Source organism: Myxococcus sp. AB025B (assembly GCF_006518215.1).
GTDB lineage: Bacteria > Myxococcota > Myxococcia > Myxococcales > Myxococcaceae > Myxococcus > Myxococcus fulvus.
Map to the genome: position 1 here is coordinate 1 of NZ_SRLW01000161.1, position 22,306 is coordinate 22,306.

At 69.8% G+C, this 22,306-nt stretch carries 18 protein-coding genes; 4 read left to right on the forward strand and 14 right to left on the reverse strand.

Annotation, left to right across the window (positions count from 1 at the left end):
- The 4 genes from FL311_RS24925 to FL311_RS24940 all read left to right on the forward strand — a co-directional run.
- Nucleotides 1–1,501 (forward strand): NAD(P)/FAD-dependent oxidoreductase (locus tag FL311_RS24925; protein ID WP_141328632.1); only part of this gene is annotated, 1,501 nt, incomplete at its 5' end.
- Nucleotides 1,494–2,597: an alpha/beta hydrolase gene (locus FL311_RS24930; RefSeq protein ID WP_194869356.1), complete on the forward strand. Its 1,104-nt coding sequence runs from the start codon at nt 1,494–1,496 to the stop codon at nt 2,595–2,597. The genes FL311_RS24925 and FL311_RS24930, both read left to right, overlap by 8 nt.
- The gene (locus FL311_RS24935) at nt 2,594–3,439 is read left to right on the forward strand and encodes an SDR family oxidoreductase (protein ID WP_141328636.1); all 846 of its coding nucleotides are present in this window, start codon (nt 2,594–2,596) and stop codon (nt 3,437–3,439) included. The genes FL311_RS24930 and FL311_RS24935 overlap by 4 nt, the downstream gene beginning before the upstream one ends.
- Complete coding sequence (locus FL311_RS24940) at nt 3,436–4,143, forward strand: QsdR family transcriptional regulator (RefSeq protein WP_083560025.1); 708 nt, start codon at nt 3,436–3,438, stop codon at nt 4,141–4,143. Before FL311_RS24935 ends, FL311_RS24940 begins: the two co-directional genes overlap by 4 nt.
- A gap of 7 nt (nt 4,144–4,150) precedes the next feature.
- Here the strand turns inward: FL311_RS24940 and FL311_RS24945 are convergent, their stop codons facing one another.
- The 14 genes from FL311_RS24945 to FL311_RS25010 all read right to left on the reverse strand — a co-directional run bounded on the left by FL311_RS24945 (nt 4,151) and on the right by FL311_RS25010 (nt 21,718).
- A complete protein-coding gene (locus tag FL311_RS24945) occupies nt 4,151–4,897 on the reverse strand; it encodes an immunity 52 family protein (RefSeq protein WP_141328638.1) in 747 nt (248 codons plus the stop codon).
- A gap of 12 nt (nt 4,898–4,909) precedes the next feature.
- Nucleotides 4,910–6,187, reverse strand: a complete 1,278-nt coding sequence (locus FL311_RS24950; protein WP_228557058.1) for a Tox-REase-5 domain-containing protein — start codon at nt 6,185–6,187, stop codon at nt 4,910–4,912.
- Between the two features lie 378 nt (nt 6,188–6,565).
- The gene (locus tag FL311_RS24955) at nt 6,566–7,024 is read right to left on the reverse strand and encodes a hypothetical protein (protein ID WP_141328642.1); all 459 of its coding nucleotides are present in this window, start codon (nt 7,022–7,024) and stop codon (nt 6,566–6,568) included.
- A gap of 276 nt (nt 7,025–7,300) precedes the next feature.
- The gene (locus FL311_RS24960; protein WP_141328644.1) at nt 7,301–7,945 is read right to left on the reverse strand and encodes a putative glycoside hydrolase; all 645 of its coding nucleotides are present in this window, start codon (nt 7,943–7,945) and stop codon (nt 7,301–7,303) included.
- A complete protein-coding gene (locus tag FL311_RS24965; RefSeq protein WP_194869357.1) occupies nt 7,942–8,496 on the reverse strand; it encodes a hypothetical protein in 555 nt (184 codons plus the stop codon). Before FL311_RS24965 ends, FL311_RS24960 begins: the two co-directional genes overlap by 4 nt.
- 10 nt (nt 8,497–8,506) lie before the next feature.
- Entirely contained in the window at nt 8,507–11,836 is a 3,330-nt protein-coding gene (locus FL311_RS24970; protein WP_228557059.1) for a hypothetical protein, read from the reverse strand.
- Entirely contained in the window at nt 11,833–13,203 is a 1,371-nt protein-coding gene (locus FL311_RS24975) for a GH1 family beta-glucosidase (protein WP_141328648.1), read from the reverse strand. Before FL311_RS24975 ends, FL311_RS24970 begins: the two co-directional genes overlap by 4 nt.
- Nucleotides 13,184–14,179 (reverse strand): ABC transporter ATP-binding protein, encoded by a 996-nt coding sequence (locus FL311_RS24980; RefSeq protein ID WP_141328650.1) that lies wholly within the window; start codon nt 14,177–14,179, stop codon nt 13,184–13,186. The genes FL311_RS24975 and FL311_RS24980 overlap by 20 nt, the downstream gene beginning before the upstream one ends.
- 307 nt (nt 14,180–14,486) lie before the next feature.
- Nucleotides 14,487–16,241 (reverse strand): dipeptide/oligopeptide/nickel ABC transporter permease/ATP-binding protein, encoded by a 1,755-nt coding sequence (locus tag FL311_RS24985; RefSeq protein ID WP_141328652.1) that lies wholly within the window; start codon nt 16,239–16,241, stop codon nt 14,487–14,489.
- Nucleotides 16,234–17,214, reverse strand: coding sequence for an ABC transporter permease (locus FL311_RS24990; RefSeq protein ID WP_141328654.1), 981 nt, complete (start codon nt 17,212–17,214; stop codon nt 16,234–16,236). Before FL311_RS24990 ends, FL311_RS24985 begins: the two co-directional genes overlap by 8 nt.
- 2 nt (nt 17,215–17,216) lie before the next feature.
- Complete coding sequence (locus tag FL311_RS24995) at nt 17,217–18,866, reverse strand: ABC transporter substrate-binding protein (protein WP_141328656.1); 1,650 nt, start codon at nt 18,864–18,866, stop codon at nt 17,217–17,219.
- A complete protein-coding gene (locus FL311_RS25000) occupies nt 18,863–19,708 on the reverse strand; it encodes a family 16 glycosylhydrolase (protein WP_141328658.1) in 846 nt (281 codons plus the stop codon). The genes FL311_RS24995 and FL311_RS25000 overlap by 4 nt, the downstream gene beginning before the upstream one ends.
- A complete protein-coding gene (locus FL311_RS25005) occupies nt 19,705–20,931 on the reverse strand; it encodes an ROK family transcriptional regulator (RefSeq protein WP_141328660.1) in 1,227 nt (408 codons plus the stop codon). The genes FL311_RS25000 and FL311_RS25005 overlap by 4 nt, the downstream gene beginning before the upstream one ends.
- Nucleotides 20,932–20,974: 43 nt before the next feature.
- Nucleotides 20,975–21,718 (reverse strand): hypothetical protein, encoded by a 744-nt coding sequence (locus FL311_RS25010; RefSeq protein ID WP_141328662.1) that lies wholly within the window; start codon nt 21,716–21,718, stop codon nt 20,975–20,977.
- Between the last annotated feature and the right edge of the window lie 588 nt (nt 21,719–22,306).

Sequence of the window (22,306 nt, forward strand, 5' to 3'; positions counted from 1 at the left end):
CTTCCACGTGGCCATCGCTGGCAGCGGCTTTGGTGGCCTGGGCATGGCCATCCGGATGAAGCAGGAGGGGATGGAGGACTTCGTCATCCTGGAGCGGGCGGGGGACGTGGGCGGCGTCTGGCGGGACAACGTGTACCCGGGCTGCGCGTGTGACGTGCCCTCGCACCTGTACTCGTTCTCCTTCGCGCCCAACCCGCGTTGGTCGCGGGCCTATTCGCCGCAGCCGGAGATTCAGGCGTACCTGCGCGACTGCGCGGAGCGCTTCGGGGTGCTGCCGCACGTGCGCTTCCACCACACCGTGGAGGAGGCTTCCTGGGACGAGGCCGCGCAGCACTGGCGCTTGCAGACGTCGCAGGGGCTGTTCACCGCGGACGTGTTCATCTTCGCGGCGGGCGCGTTCAGCGAGCCCGTGGTGCCCTCGCTGCCGGGGCTGGAGCGCTTCCAGGGCAAGGTGATGCACTCGGCCCGGTGGGACCCGGGCTACGCGTTGGAGGGGCGCCGGGTGGCGGTGGTGGGCACGGGCGCGTCCGCCATCCAGTTCGTCCCGGTCATCCAGCCGAAGGTGTCGCGGCTGGTCCTGTTCCAGCGCACGCCGCCGTGGATTCTGCCGCGCGAGGACCGTCCCATCGCCGCGTGGAGACAGTGGCTGTATGCGCGAGTCCCTGGGGCGCGGTGGCTGACGCGCCTGGGCATCTACGCGGTGAAGGAGCTGTCCGCGCTGGCCTTCATGCACCCGTGGATCATCCGGCTTGCCCAGCGAGGGGCGAAGCGGCACCTGCGCGACTCGGTGAAGGACCCGGTGCTGCGCGCGAAGCTCACGCCCGGCTACACGATGGGCTGCAAGCGCGTGCTCGTCTCGGACGACTACCTGCCGGCGCTGACCCGGGACAATGTCGAGGTCGTCACGGAGGGCCTCCAGGAGGTGCGCGAGCACTCCGTCGTCACCACGACGGGCGCGGAGCACCCGGTGGACGCGCTCATCTTCGGCACGGGCTTCCAAATCACGGAGCCCGCCTTCGCGCGGCACATCCGGGGACGGGATGGGCGCTCGCTGACCGAGACGTGGGCGGGGAGCATGAAGGCGCACCTGGGCACGTCGGTGAGCGGCTTCCCCAACTTCTTCATGCTGCTGGGGCCCAACACGGGGCTGGGGCACACGTCCGTCATCCTGATGATGGAGGCCCAGTTCGCGCATGTGCTCAGCGCGCTGCGCTACCTGGAGGGGCGAGGGCTCGCGGCGGTGGAGCCCACGGCCGACGCGCAGGAGGCGTTCATCCAGGACGTCGACACGCGGATGGCGCGGACGGTCTGGCTCACGGGCGGGTGCGTGAGCTGGTATCTGGATGCCACCGGGCGCAACTCGACGCTGTGGCCCGGCTTCACGTTCTCCTACCACCATCGAGTCTCCGCCTTCGAGCCGTCGGAGTACGTGGCCATCGCCCGGCACGGGCGTTCGAGCGCGACGGCGGGGACTCGTCACCGGAAGCTGGCACATGGCTGATGACACGAAGCTCACCCTCCTGGAGCGCCTGGAGTTCAAGGTCGCGAGCGCGCTGTTCCGCCTGCCGCCGCCGATGCTGGTGCGCTTGTCCGGCAAGCCGCCGGTGGTGATTGACGGGCTGCGCCTGGACCCCGAGGTGCAACTGCTGCTCTCGCTGCGGGAGCGCAAGGGAGTGCCCCGGAAGTCGGAGCTGCCGCTCGCCGAGTCGCGGAACCGGCTGCGGCGCGAGGCGCTGATGCACTCGGGGGTGCTGGTGCCGGTGGCGTCGGTGACGTCGCGGGTGCTCGAGACGAAGCAGGGCCCGCTGCGGGCGCGGCACTACGTCCCGCCCGGGGACTCACGGGGGCGGCCGCTGCTGGTGTTCTTCCATGGCGGTGGGTTCGTGATGGGGGATTTGGACACGCACGACTCGCCGTGCCGGCGGCTGTGTCACCACGCGGGCGTGCACGTGCTCTCCATCGACTACCGGCTGGCGCCCGAGCATCCGTTCCCCGCGGCGGTGGAGGACGCGATTGCGGCGTTCGAGTGGGCGCTGGAGCACGCGGCGTCGCTGGGCGCGGACCCGGAGCGGGTGGCGGTGGGAGGCGACAGCGCGGGTGGGAACCTGGCGGCCGTCGTCGCGCAGCACACGGTGCGCGAGGGCACGCGCAAGCCGGCGCTCCAGTTCCTGTTGTACCCGACGATGGACCGCACCCGGGACTGGGGCTCGCTGTCGCACTTCGCGGAGGGGTTCTTCCTCACGCGCGTGGATGTCGAGTGGTACCAGGAGCAGTACATGATGGGCAGCACGACGCCGCTGGCGGACCCCCGGGTGTCTCCCCGGCAGGAGAAGTCGCTGGTGGGGGCGCCACCGGCGCTCATCGTCACGGCGGGGTTCGATCCGCTGCGGGACGAGGCGGAGGCGTACGCGACGGCGCTGCGGGAGGCGGGGACGCCGACGACGCTGCGCCGCTTCGACTCGCTGGTGCATGCGTTCGCGAACATGTCGGGGCTGAGTCGGGCCTGTCGGGAGGCGACGGTGGAGGTCGCGCGGTTGCTGCGCCGGATGCTCGACGAGGTGGAGCCGAGCCGGGCGCGAAACGGAGCCAGCACATGAAGACGGTGAAGGACAAGGTCGCGGCAATCACGGGCGCGGGCTCGGGCATCGGCCGGGCCACGGCGGTGCTGCTGGCGAAGCGGGGCTGTCACCTGGCGCTGTCGGATGTGAATCCGCAGGGGCTCGCGGAGACGGAGGCGAAGTGCCGGGAGCACGGGGTGCGGGTGCGGGTGGACCGGGTGGACGTGGCGAAGCGCGAAGAGGTGCACGCGTGGGCGGACGAGGTGGCGCGGGAGTTCGGCGCGGTGCACATCGTCATCAACAACGCGGGTGTGGCGTTGGGGGCGACCATCGAGGACACGCGGTACGAGGACTTCGAGTGGTTGATGAACATCAACTTCTGGGGCGTGGTGTACGGCACGAAGGCGTTCCTGCCGCACCTGAAGGCGGTGGACGCGGGGCACATCGTCAACGTGTCGAGTGTGTTCGGGCTCATCGGGGTGCCGACGCAGGCGGCGTACAACGCGGCGAAGTTCGCGGTGAAGGGGTTCACGGAGGCGCTGCGGCAGGAGCTGGAGGTGGAGGGCGGGAGCATCGGTGTCACGTGTGTGCACCCTGGAGGCATCAAGACGAACATCGCGCGCAACGCGCGGGTGACGGTGCGGCGGGGGTGGACGGACGAGCGCTCGTCGAGTGACTTCGAGAAGGCGTTCGCCACGACGCCGGAGCGGGCGGCGGAGGACATCGTCACGGCCATCCACAAGAACCGGCGTCGTCAGCTCATCGGTGGGGACGCGGTGCTCATCGACTTCATGCAGCGGTTGTTGCCCACGCTGTACCAGCGCGTGTTGGTGGCGGGGATGAAGCGGCGGCGCCGGAAGATGCTGAGCGCGGCGACATGAAGCGGACGGGGGCGAAGCCCGTGCGGCGGAGGGCGAAGGGGGCGCCGTCGAGGACGACGCGTCCGGCCTCGCGCGAGAAGGCGCGGGTGCGGGTGACGCCGTTGTCGAAGCGGCTGGAGGCGCCCTCGCGGGCGACGCCGAGGGATTTGTTCGCGTTGGCGATGCGGTGGTGGAGTGAGGGGGAGCGGTTCGACATCGGCAGGATGGCGCAGGAGCTGGGCGTCAGTCGGGCGACGGTGTTCCGGTGGGCGGGGACGCGCGAGCTGCTCTATGGGGAGGTGCTCTCGTCCCGGTTCGACGCGGCGCTGACGGCGGCGAGGGGCGAGTTCCAGGGGGAGGGCGCGGCGTACCTGGCGAACGTCACCGAGCGGCTCATCCAGTTGATTGTGGAGGACGCGCCGCTCCGGCGCTTCATCCAGCAGGACTCCGAGTACGCGATGCGCGTGCTGATGTCGAAGAGCAGCCGCGTGGAGGAGCGCTGCGCGGCGAGCATCCGCAGGGCGCTGGAGGAGGGCGTGAGGGACAAGCTCATCCGCCCGGCGATGAACCTGGATGCGCTGTCGAACGTCATCGTCCGGGTGGGACAGTTCTTCCTGTACCGGGACGCGCTGACCGGAGACCCACCGGACGTGGAGTCCGCGATAACGGCGACGCTCATCCTGCTCACCGCGGAGGCGGGTGATGCGCGGTGGCGCAGGCGGTGAGCGGCAGTCAGGGGACGACGGGACGCAGGAGTCCAGCCCTGCCGAGAAGCTCACCGACGCGCCTGCCCAATTGGACGTGCCCCGCGTCGTGGGTCGTCACACGCTCGGGAGTGAGGATGATGAGGGTGCCCATGTTCTCGACGGGCTCGATGCGGACCGGAGCGGGAAGGGGTGGCACCGTTCCTCGATGGCGCGAAAAGTAGGTGACCCAGCCCACGAAGGTGCCCGCGTCCGAAGTGGGACTCATCCGCTTGCGGTAGTCGTCGGACGTGGCCACGGCCCAGTCCGGCTCCCAGGCCAGCACCTGGCTGCGGACGATGCTCGTGAGGACGGGCGCGGTGGTGATTCGCTCCGCGTTCAGTCCTTTCCTGGGAAGTGGCATGAGGCAGCAGTTGGGGTTGGCTCCAGCGTACTCGCCACACTTGATTTGCAGGCTGGCGCTGTCGGCGCCGGAGCCCCCATTGCCGAACCAGAAGCTGTAGCCGAGCTCCTCGATGATGGGACCGCCCGACTCTCGATTGGCGCCGCCGCGGAACAGGTCGGACAGGACGGCTTCATCGGGAGGCATGAGGGGATGGGCACGCCTGTCCCTCGTGGACCGGGTGGGTTTGTACCACTGGGCAAGGAAGGGGTCGCATGACGCCAGGAGCGGGAGAAGGTGCGCTGTGCGTCGAGCGCAGTCCTCGGGCGACTCCCTGCGGGGGCCCCAATAGGCACCCGCGTAGCAAGGTTCGGGAGCGGCGTTCTCGGTCACGCTTTGGGTTCCTCAGCGCGCGGGGGAGTGGATGACGCGAATGCCCTTGATGCTGTTGCGCTCCAGGAGTCGGGTAATGGCTTCGGCGGCTCGCGCTTCGGCGACATGCCACTCGATGAGCACTCCGAGGCTCCGCACTTGCTGGCTCTGTCGGTTCGCCTGGTCGACAAGGCTCTTGGCTCCTGAATGTTGGAACCAGTCCTTGGGCTCCAGGTCATCGAAGAACTGGGCATAGCCCGGTCCCTTCGCCTCCAGCAACACGCCCTGTTCGAAGCCATCGAACTTCACGCCACCGACCCAGTATGCCTCGTCCGCCGAGTGGCCGGAGATCTGTTCCTGGTAGCGGCGAGCGCGTGGGGACATGGACTCCTTCGCGGGACCCCACTGGCCCGGTCCAGGACCACCCGACGGTTGGGTGGTCGCCGAGTTGGCGCGATGAAGCACGATGGCCGCGCCGGGGCCGCCACCCATCACCGTTGCCGCGCGCCCCACAGGCACCGCCAGCCGCTCTACGCGGAGCACCCCCTGCGCGGACAGGGACAGCACCGGAGCGTATGCTTCGGCGCCCGTCAGGGCTGCCGTCACCGTGCGAGTCGTGGCCGAAGCCGTCCCCGCCGTGACGAGGAGGTTGGTTGCCAGTTCAGCGGCGGCGCGGACCTGCTCTCCGCGAGTCATGTGCCGGAATCGCTCGAAGTAGGCGGGAGACGCGGTGATGAGCGCGGCCACTCCGGAGGGCAGGTTCTTCAACTCGGCGAGGCTGTCGAGTGGATGGGTGAGCAACTGCCCCACCGAGAGCGCCAGCTTCAGGAACGCGGACTCCGCGCCATCCATCGCGCGGCCGAGATAGTCCGCGTCGTCGTACACCTCGACGAACACGGCGCTGTCGATGGGCTCCAGTCGCTCATTCGCGAGCCGGAAGACGAAGCCGTTGCTGACATAGAAGCGTCCCAGTTCGAAGTGATGCGCCCGGAACGCTCCATCCTCCCATTCGACCTCACCGATGCGTTGTTGCGCCCGCCCTGTGAGCGCCCATGCCAGGCATCCATCCGGACGGAGCACCGCTATCTGACGGAAGCGTCCGACGCGCCGCTGTAGCTCGGCGGGCGCCACCGGCCCTCGCTCGAGAACTTCACGCAGCAGGTGGCCCACCGCCATTCGCGAAGGAAAGGTCCCAAGAGTGACAGGCTTGCGCAAAAGCGTCGCGAGCAGCCGCGCCGCCTGTGCTGGCGTGAGGCTGTTGCCGGAGATGGGCCGGTCGTCCTGCTCCTCGAGCCCGGCGTTCTTCAGCAAGTCCTCGAACGTCTCGACGTGCGCTCCTGAAGCGCTCCGGAGTCCGGCCGACGAAGACGCGCGCGAGGTTTCGGTATCGTCGCGAAGAACCTCCCCTGACCGAGCATCGTGCTGCCGAAGCACGGAGGCACGACGTCGACCTGCTGACGACTCGACTCCCGAACAACCCATCAGAAGGATGGCAAGGCACAGCAGCCAGAGACCGGCACGCATGCTTCACCTCAGTCCATCATGGGCAGAGTCCATGTCGGCGGATGCTGGCATCCCTGTCTGACAGAGGGCATTGTCAGACAGTCGTCTGCCGCACGACGACAGGGCAGTACCCTGTCGCCGTGAAGACCGAGGGCGCATGAAAGACGCCCTCACGCGCCCGATGCGTTACTGCCAGGTGCCGTTGCAGCACTCGGCGCCGCACTGTCCGCTGGACACGCAGGCCCGGCCCGCGAAGGGGCCACCCAGACACCGGCCGTTGAGCTTCGCGGAGCAGCCAATGGTGATGGAAGACGGGACACGCTGTCCGTCGTTGTAGGTCACCCCGCCGAACGAGCACGTCCGACAAGCCTGGGTGACACCATCACAGGTGGCGAAGCCCGTGGGTCCATTCGCCGCAGAACACGTGGCCGTCCCCGTGCAATTCAGCGTGGTGCAGGTGCCGCAGACCGCCGTGGCGGTACAGGCGGCGAGGCTGGGGTCCTGCTCGGCCGTGTCCTGGGACAGCGCGCTCTCGGAGGTCATCGCCTCCGTGTCCCCCTCACCCGGCTGTGGCTCCGGGCTGCATGCGCCCAGGAATACCGAAAGCAGGGCGGCGGTGACGAGGGAGAGTCTGGTTCGAGTCATGACGAGGCAACTCCTACGGCCCGGGGGAGGCCGTCGATGGGGTGTCACTGCGGACATGACGGCCCTGCGCCTGCTGTCGCGCGCGAGTCACCCCATCGGTCGGTCGCGGCCCGTCGACGGTCATGCTGCGCGGCCGAGACGCAGGACGCAATCTCGCGTCGGAGTTGCCGACCGCCCAGCAATGACTGTCATGTCGACCCTGGGTGACGATGGACTCAGAATTGCAAATGTGCAATCATTGCAACTCCGCGCGCCGCCGCCACCCAGGCTCGCCGGCTAGTTCGTGAAGTACAGATTGTCGAGCAGCAGCGTGTTGCCCGAGGGCCCCGCGCCCGACAGCAGCACGAACGGCGCCTGCACCGCCGCCAGACTCACGCCCCCCGCCGCGAAGTCCGCCAGGGGGATGGCCAGGTGATGCCACTGTCCATCATTCGCATACCCATACTTCGTCGCGTCGACCTGGAAGCCCTCCGTGTCGTTCATCCCAATCTTCACCGCGGCGAACCCCGGGTCCGAAGACTGCAGGCTCACGTGCAGCGTCTTCCATCCGTCCAGGCTGCGCGGCGTGTCCCAGTGGATGCCGAAGCCGAGCCACGCCTTGCCCGCGTGGACCACGCGGTCCGACAGCTTCCCCTCCACGCGCGTCGTAGACGAGGCAATCGAGACCGTGCCCTCGTACAGGTAGATGTGCGAGTCCACGTCGTTGATGATGATCTCCTCCGAGCGTCCTCCCTCGTAGAAGCCCACGAACAGCCGCCGCTGGCCCTGCTGGTAGGGGAACGGACCCGGCAGGAACTCCTCCTCCGGATTCGGTCCCGCGTCCCCCTGCACCGACGGCTGATGGTTCTCGTAGTCGGACTCGCCCGGGTCCGGCCGGCAGGCCCCCAGCATCAGCAGCACCACGCCCAAGGTCCGCTTCATGGCCGCACCGCCTTGTCCGCGCCGCTCGAGGTCCGCACCAGCACCCACCCTCCCGTCACCGTCCCACCCATCTCCACGATGGCCTTGTACGCCGGCGTCACCAGCTCGTACTGAATCGTCCCCGTGGCGTCGTACGTCACCGCGTCCGGGAAGTTGTCGAGCACCGACTGGTACGCCTTGATGGCCAGCTCCCGCACCACCGGCAGGTCCTGCTGCGACGCGAGCCCGTTCTGGTACACGCCCAGCAGGTTCAACCCCACGTAGTACTGCGCCTCGCCATACGGCCCGCGTGCCAGCAAGGTGGCCCACGCGTAGAACGAGGCCACCGGCCCAGCGTTGGCCTGGATGAGCCACTTCGTCTCCGTCCCCGGCGTCGAGTCCACGAAGGGGTTGTTCGGGTCGTCCAGGACCGTCGTGCTCGGGTGCACGCCCATCGTCGCGTCGTGGACCTGGAGCGTCAGGTCCTCCATCGACTCGCCATAGACATAGCTCGCGCGGTCGTAGCACCCGGAGGCCGCCAGCGCCGCGAGGAGCACAAGACACGTCTTCATCCGTCGTCCCTCAGAGCGAAAGGATTGCATACGCACCCACCTCGTATTCGCGGCCCTCGAGCCCCTCGGCGATGGCCGTCGTGCTCAGGCCCTCCGAGTACTCGTTCAGCATGCGCACCAGCCCTCGCAGACCGAAGCGCGTGGACACCGCCCCCAGCACCGGACGCTTCAGGCCGTAGGACAAATCGCCTCCGACCTGCAGCGGATAGGTGAGGTTGAAGATGCGGTGGTAGTCGTACGGCCCCCAGTCGTTGAAGCGCACCTGCGCCGCCAGCAGCAGCGTGTCGTACAGCGCATTGGCGTCCAGGCCGAAGCGGCGCACCTGCCGCGCGTCCTCGCCACCCGACTGGTTGCTGCCCACGAACGCCGTGCCGTACAGCTTCAGCCGCTGCGACGGATTGCCCACCATGCGCAGCGACGCCTCCCACTCGTCCCGAGCGGGCGGAGCCCCAGCGAACGGCACCGCGCTGCCATCCGCGAGGATGGCGATGCTCGCGTCACGCGACGTCGGCTGGTGGCGGTACACCAGGTCCAGGCCCGCGGCGAACGGCGCGTCCTCGCGCATCTCCCGGTCCCACTGCCAGAACCACGTCCCGGGCGTCGGGTCGAAGGTGATGAGCAGCTCCGCGCCCAGCGTCTCGCGGTTGTCGAGCACCGTGAACGCGTCCTGCAACACGTTGCGCGCGCGCACCGCCGGGAAGTACGTGCCCGTCTCCCGGTCGAACGTGTCGGGGATGTTCGGGTTCGGTCCGATGAGCGGCTTCTGGTACAGCAGATTGGGCGCCACCTCGATGGTGCCCAGCTGGAACGCCGCGCCCGCCTGCGCGCCGAAGTGGTTGCCGCGCCCGCTCTCCCGCAGGCTCCAGCCCGTGAGCACGATGCTCGGCTCCGGACCGCCGTCCGCCACGAGTCCCCGGAACGAGCCCTGCGCGAACACGCGCGCCCCGCCGAAGTCATACGTGGCCCGCGCCTTGGCGCCGAGCGTGTCCAGGAACTGCACCTTGTCGCGCAGCACCTCCTGGCCCGTGCCCTGGTAGCCGGGGCCGTTCGTCTCGCGCGTCCAGGTGAACTCCTCGCCGATGCGCTGCGGCGCCGCGAGGATGCCACCCACGTCCACGGACAGCGGGCCCTGGTTCCACTCGAAGGTCAGCGCCGTGCGGCGCGCCACGCGCTCACGGATGACGGAGGCCGTCTGCTGCGTGCCGCCGCGCGCGATGTCCTCCTGGTGCACCAGCGTCAGCGCCGCGTTGCCGAAGCCCTTGCGGTACTTGGCGACGATGGAGGGGTTGGCGCCCCAGTACAGCTCCGGGCCGATGGCGAGCTTGAAGCCCTCGTACGCGCGCTTGCCGCTGAGCACCACGCCGAAGGGTGCGTTGCCATGGTAGATGTCGATGTTCGGCCCGTAGTTGGCCTCGCGGTACAGGCCGAAGAAGTCGCCCTCCTCGCCCCAGTGGTAGTGGCCGACGCGGTAGAAGCCCTCGAGCGCGAAGTCCGTGCGGTCCAGCTTGAACTCCGCCTGGTACAGCGCGAACCGGTCGAACCCCGACACGCCCGGCTGCGCCACGCCCGGCGTCGGAGAGACACCGGGCGTGGGCGTCGTCGGCGCGGGCGTGTTGCCCCGGTTCTCGTAGAACAGGTTGTTGAGGCGGTTGGTGGCCACGTTGCCCACCACGTTGAACGACGCGCGCCCGTACACGCCGGTGGCGGGCTGGAGCGCCAGGTCGAAGAAGATGGACTCCGTGTGGTCGGAGGCCGTCTGGTTCGGCCGCGTCGTCGCGATGCTCCCGCGCGACAGCGAGCTGTCCATCACCAGCCGCAGGTTGGACACGCGCACCGCGCTGAGCTCATCCGCCTTCGCCAGGGCGATGGAGGACTCGTACCCCTTCGACAGCTCCGAGGGCCGCAGCGCCCCGAAGTGCGCGTGGATGCGGTCCAGGTCCGTCTCCTCGGCATACGGGTCCAGCCGGAAGGCCGCCTGCAGGAGGTAGTAGGCCGTGCGCGGCTGGATGCGGGAGATGCCCGCGTCATCCGGCGTGCCGAGCGCGCAGATGCCGAACCACTCCTCGTTCATGTTGTTCTGGCCCGGCACGAAGTCCGCCGCGTAGCCGCCGTTGGGCCACGAGGCCGTGGTGTCGTGCAGGGACAGGTTGGACTCCTGGCCCACCTTCCACCAGCCGTCCACCCACTGGAACACGAAGCCGCCCAGCGCGTTGCCCACGCGGCCCTGGCCGTACGTCTGGGTGTAGATCTCCTCCCACTGCTGGCGCAGGTACTCGGCCTGCGCCAGGTGGTCCTCGCGGCCCTCCTTCGCGTTGTACGCGTCCGCGCCGAACTCCGAGAAGAGCACCGGCTTGTCCACCTTGCGCAGCACCTCCTCGTACAAGTCGCGCACGCTCGGGCCGCGGTAGACGTTGGCGCCGAAGATGTCGATGTCCGCGGCGTGCTGCGCGACCAGGTCGATGTACTGGAGGTCGCCGTTCGCCAGGGCCACCGGGTGGTTCACGTCGCGCGCCTTGATGGTCCGCGCCGCTTCCCCCATCAGCGTGTACAGGTGCACCGCGCGCGCGGCGTCCTCCTGGCCGGGCAGCGCCTCGATTTCATACGAGGTCCAGTGCAGGCCGTAGTTGTTCTCGTTGCCGAGCAGCCACAGCAGCACGCCGGGGACGCCCCGGTAGACCTCCACCTTCTTCGCCAGCTCCGTGAGCAGCGCCTCGCGGTGCGTCTTGTTGGAGTAGTCGATGTTCGGCACGAAGGCGCCGTTGACGGTGGCGCCGTAGCGGCCCATCAGCGGGTTCACCACGGTGGTGATGCCGTAGTTCTTGAAGATGAACTCCACCCAGCGCGGCGGGATGTCGTCGAACTGGCGGATGGAGTTGACGCCCATGTCGCGCAGCAGCGTCATCTCGCGCGCCAGCACCGCGCGCACGAAGTCGTCGGGCTGGTTCCAGAGCGAGTAGCGGTAGTTCTCGCCGATGGGCGTGTAGCCCCAGTTCATGCCGCGCATGAGGAAGTCGCGACCGTCCACCTTCAGCTTGAAGCCCCGCTCGTCGCGGTACAGCTTGACGACGGTGGCCTTCTCCGCGCCCGCCGTGACGTCCACGGTGGGCAGGGCGATGGGCTGGGGCGACGGTGCGGGACTCGGAGGTCCCTCGGGCAGCGTGGACGTGGTGGGCGGAGGCGCGCCGCCGGGCTGCGCGGCGGCGGGCGGAGCGTTCTCCACGGGCGCGGCGGAGGGCTGTGCCGCGCCGGGTTGGACGGGAGGCGCCTGGACCTCCTGGGCGAAGCCCGCGGGCGCGTGCAGGGCGAGGGTCAGCAGGGGTGCGAGGAACAGGGCTCTCATGCGGCCAGCTCCACATCCAGCCCGTTCTGGGCCACCACGGCGCGGTACAGGTGCGCGCTGTCCTTGGGGATGCGCTTCTGGGTGGCGTAGTCGACGTAGACCATGCCGAAGCGCTTCTGGTAGCCGTAGGCCCACTCGAAGTTGTCCAGCAGGGACCAGGCGAAGTAGCCCTGGAGCGGCACGCCCTGGCGGATGGCCTCGAGCGAGGCCTCCAGGTGCAGCCGCAGGTACTGCACGCGCTTGGTGTCGCGCACGCGGCCGTCCGCGTCGGGGCCCGTGCCGTACGCGGCGCCGTTCTCCGTCACGTAGAGGCGGCCCGGGTTGTAGTCCTGGTGCAGCCGCACGAGCAGCTGGGTGAGGCCGTGGGGGCTCACCTCCCAGTCCATCTCCGTCTTCTCGCTGCTGACGTGGACGGTGCGCGGCGCGTTCTGCGACTCGGGGATGCGGTCGCTGCGCAGGACGGCGCGGTTGTAGTAGTTGACCCCGAGGAAATCGATGGGCGTGGAGATGTCCTCCAGGTCTCCGGCGCGCAGGAAGGGCAGGGTGTCCGACTTCAGATGGCCCGCGGCGACATGGTCCTGGATGACGTCCCGCGGGTAGCCGCGTCCGTAGAGCGGGTCCAGGTACCAGCGGTTGAAGCCGCCGTCGAAGGAGCGGCAGGCCTCCAGGTCCTCGGCGCTGGGCGACGCGGGCTCGGCGGGCACCAGGTTGAGGGTGATGCCCACGTCCGCCTGGGACACGTTGGAGCGCAGCACGGGCACCGCCTGTCCGTGGGACAGGAGTACGTGGTGGGCCGTGGCCAGGGCCTGGCCCCAGTCCTTGATGCCGGGCGCGTGCTCACCGTTGGCGTAGCCCAGCACGCTGATGCACCAGGGCTCGTTGTGCGTAATCCAGCGCTTCGCGCGGTCGCCGAGCTTCTGGCTCACGACGTCCGCGTACTCGACGAAGGCGCTCACCGTGTCGCGCGAGGCCCAGCCGCCCTGGTCCTGGAGCGCCTGGGGGAGGTCCCAGTGGTACAGGGTGACGCAGGGCTCGATGCCGGCCTCCAGCAGGCCGTCGACCAGCCGTGAGTAGAAGTCGAGGCCCGCCTGGCTCACCTTGCCGCGGCCCGTGGGGAGGATGCGGGGCCACGCGATGGAGAAGCGGTAGGACTTCAGTCCCATCCAGCGCATCAGCTCCACGTCCTCGCGCCACCGATGGTAGTGGTCGCAGGCGACGTTGCCGTTGGTGCCGTCTTGAATCTTCCCAGGCGTGGCGGAGAAACGGTCCCAGATGGATTCACCGCGCCCGTCAACATCGGTGGCGCCTTCAATCTGGTACGAGGAGGTGGCGACACCCCACACGAAGTCACGAGGAAACTGCCGCATCGTCAGGGACTCCTTTCGAGGACTCGAGGTGGCAGCGGACGTGGTGCTCCGCCGCGGAATGGTGGAAGGGGGGAAACGATTCGTGACAGCGCACGTCCGCGTGCGGACAGCGCGGGGCGAAGGCGCAGCCCAGGGGCGGCGCGGGCCCGGCGGGAGTGCGAGCCGGCAGCGGCGTGCGCAGGAAGTCCACGCCGTCCGGCACCGCGGAGAGCAGCAGGCGCGTGTACGGGTGGCGAGGCGCCTGGAGGACCTCGCGGGTGTGGCCCGTCTCCACGACGCTGCCCGCGTAGAGCACCAGCACGCGGTCCGCGAGGTGTCGCGCGCTCGCCAGGTCGTGGGTGATGAAGAGGATGCCGATGCCGCGCTCGCGCGTCAGGCCCTTGAGGAGCTGGAGCACACCCCGGCGTGTGGAGACGTCGAGCATCGACGTGGGCTCGTCCGCGATGATGACGTCGGGTTCGACGGCCAGCGCTCGGGCCACCGCGACGCGCTGCCGCTGGCCGCCGGACAGCTCGTGTGGATAGCGCCGGGCGAGCTGCTCGGCGGGCGTCAGGCCCACGGACTCGAGCAGCGCGTGCACGCGGCGCTTGAGCTCCACGCCCTGGGCCTTGCCGTGGCGCAGGAGCGAGCGCTCCAGGTGATAGGCCACGGTGTGCACGGGGTTGAGCGAGGCGAACGGGTCCTGGAAGACCATCTGCACGCGGGCGCGGTAGGACAGCGACGCGGCGCGGCCGTCGTGCGCGAGGACGTTCTCACCGTGCAGCCGCAGCTCGCCGCCGTCCGGGGTGTCCAGCCGCGCGAGCAGGCGCGCCAGGGTGCTCTTGCCGCTGCCGGACTCACCGACGAGCGCGAGGATTTCACCGCGCGCCAGCGAGAAGGAGACGTCCTGCAACACCTTGCGCCGCGAGCGCGAGAGGAAGCCTCCCAACGGGAAGCTCTTCGACAAGCGCATGGCCTCCAGGAGCGGGGAACTCATCGGACGCCCCCAGGGCGCGAGGCCGCGAGCGCGAAGGCCGGGCCCCTGAGCTCGTCGGGCCTGGGCTCCGACGTCCCGTGGGCCACGCCGCGCGATGCCATCCGCACGGAGTCGGTGTGGCTGCGCGCATCGGACTGGAGTCTCAGCGGGCTCACCGGAAACCCCTGGGGCGCGCGGTGCGCCAGACCGCGAGCGCGAAAGCCGCGCTCCTGCGCTTGTCGCGTCGAGGTCCCGTGGGCCACGCCGCGCGATGGCATCCGCACGGAGTCGGTGTGACTGCGCGCATCGGACCGAAGACTCCTCGGGCTCATCGGCGACCTCCGGGCATGGCGGCCTGTGCGGGTTTGAGAGAGGCGTGCTCGAGGACATCCGGTGGTGGCGTCGCCACGTCGGCCGCGCCGAGGTGCGGGAAGGACGAGAGCAAGATCCGCGTGTACGGATGCTTCGCGTCCGTGCGCAGCCGCTGTGCCGTGTCCACCTCCACCAGCTTGCCGGCCTGGAGGATGCCCACCCGGTCCGCGAGCGCCAGCAGCAGCGGCAGGTCGTGCGTGATGAACAGGACGGCGAAGCCCAGCCGGTCCTTCAGCTCCACCACCCGCTGGAGCAGCTCCTTCTGCACCACCACATCGAGCGCCGTCGTGGGCTCGTCCATCACCACCAGCTTCGGCTCCAGCGCCAACGCCAGCGCGATGCCCACCCGCTGCCGCATGCCGCCCGACAGCTGGTGCGGCCACGCGTGCACCAGCTCCGGCTTCAGCCCCACCATCGCCAGCATCTCGCGCGCCCGCGCATGGGACGCCGCGCGGGAGCTCCCCCCGTGCGCCGCCAGCGTGTCGTGGAACTGCTCCCCCAGCGAAAGCACCGGATTGAGCGCGCTCATCGCGCTCTGGAACACCATGGACACCCGGCTCCAGCGGAACTCGCGCATCGCCTCGGGCGACAGCGCGGTGACGTCCGTGCCGTCGAACAGGATGCGGCCCTGGGTAATCGCCGCCGACGGAGGCAGCAGCCTCAACAGCGCGTAGCCCAGCGTCGACTTGCCGCTCCCCGACTCACCCGCGAGCCCGAACACCTCGCCCGGCGCGATGTCGAGCGACACCTGGTCCACCACCCGCGAAGGCCCCGAGGCCGTCATGTACTCGATGGACACCCCACGCACGCTCAGGAGCGCACCGGACGCGGGCACCTCGGAGGACGCCTCGACCGCCTTCGCGGGCACCGGCGCCGAAGGGGGCGCCCGCAGCGCGGGGTTCGTCACCTCGTCGATGGCGGAGCTCAGCAGCGTGAGCGAGAAGCCCACCAGCGCGATGCACAGCCCCGTGGGCACGAAGATCCACCACGAGCGCGTCAGGAGCGCCGCGTCGTTGCCGGCCCAGTACAGGTTGGTGCCCCACGTCACCGCGCCCACGTCGCCCAGGCCCAGGAACTCCAGCCCCACCTGCGCGCCCACCGCGTACAGCGTGTTCCCGATGAACGACGACGCCACCAGCGACGCCATGTTGGGCAAGAGCTCCCGGGCGATGATGCGCGCGTGGCTCTCCCCGGCCACCACCGCCGCCGCCACGAAGTCCCGGCCGCGCAAGGCCAGCGCCTCCGCCCGGAACACCCGCGCGTTCCACGCCCAGCCGGCGAAGGTGAGCACCACCACCATGCGCATCGGCCCCGAGGGCAGGTACGCCCCCAGCACGATGGCCAATGGCAGCCCGGGGATGACCAGGAACACGTTGGTGGTGAGCGTCAGCGCGTCATCCACACGCCGGCCCAGGTAGCCCGCCGTGATTCCCACCAGCGCGCCCACCAGCGTCACCAGCGCGCCCACCGCGAAGCCGATGGCCAGGGTCTCCCTCGCCCCCACCACCGTCTGCGCGAGCACGTCCTGTCCCTGCCCCGTCGTGCCGAACAGGTGCGCGCGCGAAGGCGGCTGATGCGGCTGGCCCACCAACTCCGTGGGGTCCATCACCAGCCACGGGCCCACCAGCGCGAGCAAGAGGAAGCCCAGCAGGATGCTGCCTCCCACCGCGGCCTTCCGCTGGCGGAGCAGGCGTCGAAGGGTCTCACGCATGGGCGCGGGTCCTCGGGTCCAGCCAGAGGCAGAGCAGGTCCACCGCGAAGTTCGCGGCGAGCACCGCCAGCGTGATGACCAGGAAGAGCCCCTGCATCAGCGGGTAGTCCTGGTTGCGCACCGCGAGGATGAGCAGATAGCCCGTCCCCGGATACGAGAAGACAATCTCCGTCAGCAGCGAGCCGCTGAGCACGAACCCCAGCGCCATCCCGAAGCCCGTCACGTTGGGCAGCAGCGCGTTGCGCGCCGCGTACCGCAGCATCACCTGCCGGGGCGGCAGCCCCTTCGCGTGCGCCAGCCGCAGCGTGTCCGTGCCCAGCACGGCCACCATGGTGTTGCGCATGCTCAGCATCCACCCGCCCAGCGTGGCCACCACGATGGACGTCGCCGGCAGCACCGCGTGCCGCCCCACGTCCGCGATGAACGAGAGCGTCAGCCCCGGCTCCACGTCGTGCGAGTACGCGTGCCGCAGCGGGAACCACCCCAGCCCGAAGCCGAAGAGGTACAGCGCCAGCATGGCCAGCCAGAAGTAGGGGAAGGCCCCCAGGAACGCGAGCGCCGGCGCCAGCGCGGAGTCCATCCATCCGCCCCGGTTCCACGCCGCCAGCACGCCCAGCATCGTCCCCACCGCGAAGCTGATGACCACCGCGCACCCGGCCAGCCCCACCGTCCACAAGAGCCCCGTGCCGATGACCTCCGACACGCGCGACGGGTAGTACGCGTAGGACAGCCCCAGGTCGCCCGAGAGCAGGTGCTTCAGGTACGTGACGTACTGCACGTGCCACGGCGCGTCCGTGAAGCCGAAGGCCGTCTTCAGCGCCACCAGCGCCTCCGGCGAGATGCGCCCCTCGAAGCGCGCGAACATCGCCGTGGCCGGATCTCCAGGCGCGAGCCTCGGGATGACGAAGTTCATCGTCAGCGAGGCCCACGCCGCGAGCAGATAGAAGCCGAGCCTGCGAAGCACGTAGGACATGGTCAGGGCTCCCTCGGCGTGAGGGTCGTCAGCACCAGCAGGCTGTCCGGCTCGGCGTGCGGGGACAGCCGCGCGTACGGGTTCGCCTCAGAGGGAAAGCCGGTGAAGCGCTTGGAGTTGGCCTCACCCCAGGACGGGTTCGGGAACAGCGGAATCGCGGGCGCCGTCTCCGAGAAGCGCCGCTGCACCTGCGCCATCAGCGCCTGCTGCTCGTCGCGCGAGTCGGTGCCCTCGAAGCGCTCCAGCAGCGCGTCCGTCTGCGCGTCGCCGTAGCGCTGCCAGTTCGCCGCGGCCACCTCGCCCACCGGCCGCACCGTCGCCGAGGACAGCATCCACTTGTAGAAGGTGTACGGCGTGGGCCCGTCCAGTGACCACGAGATGGCCAGCTGGAACTCGCCCTTCTGCAGCCGCGCCTGCCACGCGCCGAACTCGTACGTGCGCAGCTGCGCCTGCAGCCCCAGTTTGCGCAAGTCGCGCGCGACCACCTGGCCCGCGCGCACCCAGTCCGACCAGCCGCCCACCACCTCGATGTCCAGCGTCAGCGGCAGGCCGTCCTTGCCACGCCGCAGTCCGTCCTCGCCCGCGATGAGGCCCGCCTCGTCCAAGAGCCGCGCGGCCTCCTTCGCGTCGTGGCGCACCCACGCGTCGTCCGCGACGTCCGCGTCCCGCCAGCCCGCGTACGCGTCATTGAGGCCCGTGGCGTCCGCCGGCCGCGTGTAGCCGTACATCGCGATTTCGACCAGCCGCTCGCGGTCCAGCGCCATGCTCAGCGCCTTGCGCACGCGCACGTCGTCCAGCGGCGGCCGCGTGGTGTTCGGGTACAGGAAGACGGTGCTGCCGTAGAGCGGGAACCAGCGCGCGTGGTGCTTCGGGTCCTTGGACACGAAGGTGCGGTCCACCGCGGGGACGAAGTTGCCCGCCCAGTCCACCTCGCCCTCCACCAGCGCCAGGTTCGCCTGGTCATTGGTGGGGAACGCCAGGAAGCGCAGCGCGCGCACCGCGGGCTTGCCGGGCTGCCAGTAGTACGGGTTGCGGCCCAGCTCGTACACCTGGTTGCGGAACAGGCTCACCTGCGTGAAGGGGCCGGTGGCCACCGGGCTCGGGTTGGTGAACGTCACCGGGTCCGCCACCAACTCCCAGATGTGCCTGGGGACGATGGGCTGCGCGGCCAGGTCTCCGAAGCCCGGGATGAACAGGCGCGAGAACTGGAACGCCACCGTGTGCGGCCCCTCGGCGCGCACGTCCGACAGGAAGCGCCACACGCCGCCCGCGTCCAGCGCCGCGTGCTTGCGCAACAGCTGGAACGTGTACGCCACGTCCTCCGCGCTGAAGGCCCTGCCGTCGGACCAGCGCACGCCCTCGCGCAAGGTGAAGCGCAGCGTGCGGCGGTCCTCGGACCACGCATGCCCGGTGGCGAGCCACGGCGTGAAGCCGCCGGTGGACGGCGTGTAGAGCTCCAGGCACTCGTAGATGCCCGCGCGCGTGGGCCAGCGCGAGCCCGCGCCCGGGAACAGCGGGTTGAAGTTGCGCACCCACGCGCTCTGCTGCTCCACGGAGACGAACAGCGTCCCGGGCGGACGGGGCCTGGGCTCGTTCGAGCACGCGGCCAACGTCAGCAGGAGGAGGGAGAGCAGTGAGGCCGCGGGCCTCATTCCGCCCTCGCGTAGACGCGCACGTAGTCCACGCGCATCGTCTGGGGGAACTGGGTGGTCCCGTCGATGGGCCCCACGTAGTTGCCGCCCACCGCGATATTCAGGATGAGGAAGTGGGGATGGTCGAACACCCAGCGCCGGTTGGCCGGCAAGTCCTTGGGCGTCACCTCGAGGAACGCGACGTCGTCGACGAACCAGCGGATGCGGTCGGGGTCCCACTCCACCGCGTAGAGGTGGAAGTCCTCGTACAGCTTGCCCCCGCTGACCACGTGCTCGCCGCCGACGTTCTCTCCGCCCGAGTAGCCCGGGCCGTGCAGCGAGCCCCGGACGATGGCGGGCAGCTGACCCCGGTGCTCCATGATGTCGATCTCGCCGCACTCGGGCCAACCGACCTGCGGGAAGTTGGCGCCCAGCATCCAGAACGCCGGCCAGATGCCCTTGCCGGTGGGCAGCTGGATGCGCGCCTCGAAGCGGCCGTACGCGCGCTCGAACTTGCCGCGCGTGTTCAGGCGCGCGGAGGTGTAGTCGTTGCCCTGGTAGCGCTCCTTGCGCGCGGTGATGACCAGGTGGCCCTCGCCATCCAGTGACGCGTTCTCCGTGCGCGCGGTGTTGTGCTCGTACTGGGCGTTGCCCCAGCCGTCTCCTCCGACGTCCGCGTTCCACCGCTCGGGGGAGGGCGGGGTGCCCGGTGCGCCGTCGAACTCGTCCTGCCAGACCAGCCGCCAATCCTGATGCGAGGGCTGGTGGATGGTGGGAGGGGGCTCGATGCTCTTGGAGCGGGCCGGGTCACAGGCCACGCTCCCCAGGAGCAGGCACCACGCGAGGAGTCGGCTGGAGGTCATGCGATTCTTCCGACGTGTTGGAGTGGGAACAACGTGCGGTCCCGGAGGGCCGCCTGGAGCACGAGCGTCGCCGCGCCCACCGCGATGGACCTGTCGCCCAGCGCGGAGGTGACGATGCGCGTCTCCGCCATGGACGTGGACAGCGCGCGCTTGCGCACCGACGCCCGCAGGGGGTCCAGCAGCAGGTCCCCCACGGAGGAGATTTCCCCGCCGAGCACGACGATGGCGGGGTTGAGCAGGTTGAGCAGGCCCGCCACCGCGATGCCCAGGTACTGGCCCAGCCCGTCGATGATCTGCCGCGCCGCCGCGTCCCCGGCGCGCGCGCCCTCGACGATTTCGCGGATGGTCGGCGCCTTGCGGCCCTTGGTGCCCATCAGCTCCCGCGCGCGCTCCACCAACGCGCCGGACCCGATGAGGGTGACCAGGCAGCCGCGCAGTCCGCACAGGCACGGCGGCCCCGCGGAGTCCACGGCGATGTGGCCAATCTCTCCGGCCGTCCCCCCGGCGCCGCGGTACACGTCGCCGTGGATGATGTGGCCCGAGCCGATGCCCGTGGCCAGCTTGATGTACGTCAGGTCCTCCCCGTTGATGCCCGCGCCCCAGTAGCACTCCGCCAGCGCGCCCAGGTTCGCGTCGTTGTCCACCAGCACCGGCAAATCGAACGTGCTGCCCAGCGCCTCGCGCACGTCGTAGCCGCGCCAGGCCGGCAGGATGAGCGGCGAGAGCTTCCCCGGCGCGGACGGGTGCACCGGGCTGGGCGCGGCCACGCCCAGGCCCACCACGGACTTGCGGGGCACGCGCTCGGCGTCCAGGCACTCCTGCACCAGCGCCCGGATGGACTTGAGCGTGCCTTCGGGGTCGTTGCGCACCTGCTGCGCGCTGTTGCGGTGCGTGCGCACGCGGCCCCTGAGGTCCGTGAGCACGACGGTGACGTGGGTGGCGCCCATCTCCACGCCGAGGATGCTGAAGGCGTCATCCCGGAAGCCGATGAGCGTGGGCCGGCGGCCACCCCGGGACACGCCGGCGCCGATGCTGCGCACCAGCCCGGAGTGCTCCAGGTCCGCGACGATGGCCGACACGGTGGACGGGCTGAGCTCCGTCCTCCGGGCAATCTCCGCCCGGGAAATCTGGCGCTCGCGCCAGATCATGTTCAGCAGCAGGCTGCTGTTCTGCGCCCGCATGCCCGCCGCGTCGACCGTCCGTGCCGCCGTTCCCACTTTCATCGTCCCCTTACGCTCCGTTCCACCGCGTGGAGGATGGTGGGGGTCACCGCCACTGGATGTCGTCGATGAAGAAGACGACCGGAGAGGGCTTGCCTCCCGCGACCCAGCCAAAACCACCCACCACCTTCCGGTATCGGACGCGGCTGACGTCGATTGTGTACTCAGTTGGCGTCGTCGTGAGCGTCACGTCGCCGGTATCCAGCGTGAATCCGTCCGCCTTGGTGCTCAGGCCGGCCAGGAACTTGACGACCTCGCCGCCCGAGGCTCCCCAGGCGTAGAAGGAGAGCACGGAGGCGCCGTCCGGGATTTCGAAGCCGGGCAGGTCGCCCCAGTTGCTCTCCGGGTACTGCCACCACACGCCGCCCCAGTTGTTGCCGCCCACCGTATAGGTGAACTTGTGGCAGGTGCCCTTGCCCGTGCCGGGCCGAGGCGAGGCGCACTCGGACGCATAGGTGATGGTGCCCAGCTCGCCGTCGCCCATGTAGCCGCTCGCCGCCCAGTGGCTGTCCACCGCCAGGGGCAGCGTCACCGTGGGGCCCGCGTCCGGCGTGCCCGCGTCCGGAGGAGGCTCACCCGCGTCCGGCGTCCCTGAATCAGGAGTCCCCGAGTCAGGCGCCCCGGAGTCGGGCGCACCGGCGTCCGGCGTCCCCGCGTCGGGCTTCGTCCCCGCGTCGGCGGGCGGGTCTTGCGTCTTGTCGTCCTCTTCCGGGTCACACGCGCCGAGCAGACTCATGGCGGCGAGCATCCCCGCCGCGGCACACGTCCAGGCGAAACGCTTGTGCTGCATGGGCTTCCCCTCCCTGCTGGAAAACTTCGTTCTTGCTGCGAAGAAACCAGTCGACGCACACAGGTGGCGCTCGCGCGGTGCGATGCGTCATGAAAGGCGCTCTGCTTCAGAGGAGCGTGCGGTGAATCACGCCGTGCCCATCGCCCACACCCCCGGGGCCCACCGTCACTCCGTGACGAACCGGCGCCGCATTCGTTCGAGTGGCGAAGAAAGTACCAGTGACGTCTGGCGGATTGCAAGTTCGCGCACGTCTGCGTTTGCGGCGCGCGCAGGGCACAATGCCTGACGCGACGCGGCGGTGGCGCCGGTGAGAGTCATTGTCCACGCGGGCGCGAAGTCGTGAAGGCTGGCGCGCGGCGGGAGCGGAAAACTTCATTCGTCGAGCGAATGAAGTGGGGCGGGACGGGGTGCTGCTCACGTCCGGTGTCGGGAGGAACGACGAGGCCGGCGGACACGATAGCGGGTGTCCGCCGGCCAGGACAAATCGAGGCGGTGTGCGAATGCAGCGCGGTTACGGGCTTGCGGTGAGCAGGTTCGTCATGGAGACGACGAAGGTGTAGTAGCCGCCGCCGTGGGTGGGCGGGGGCG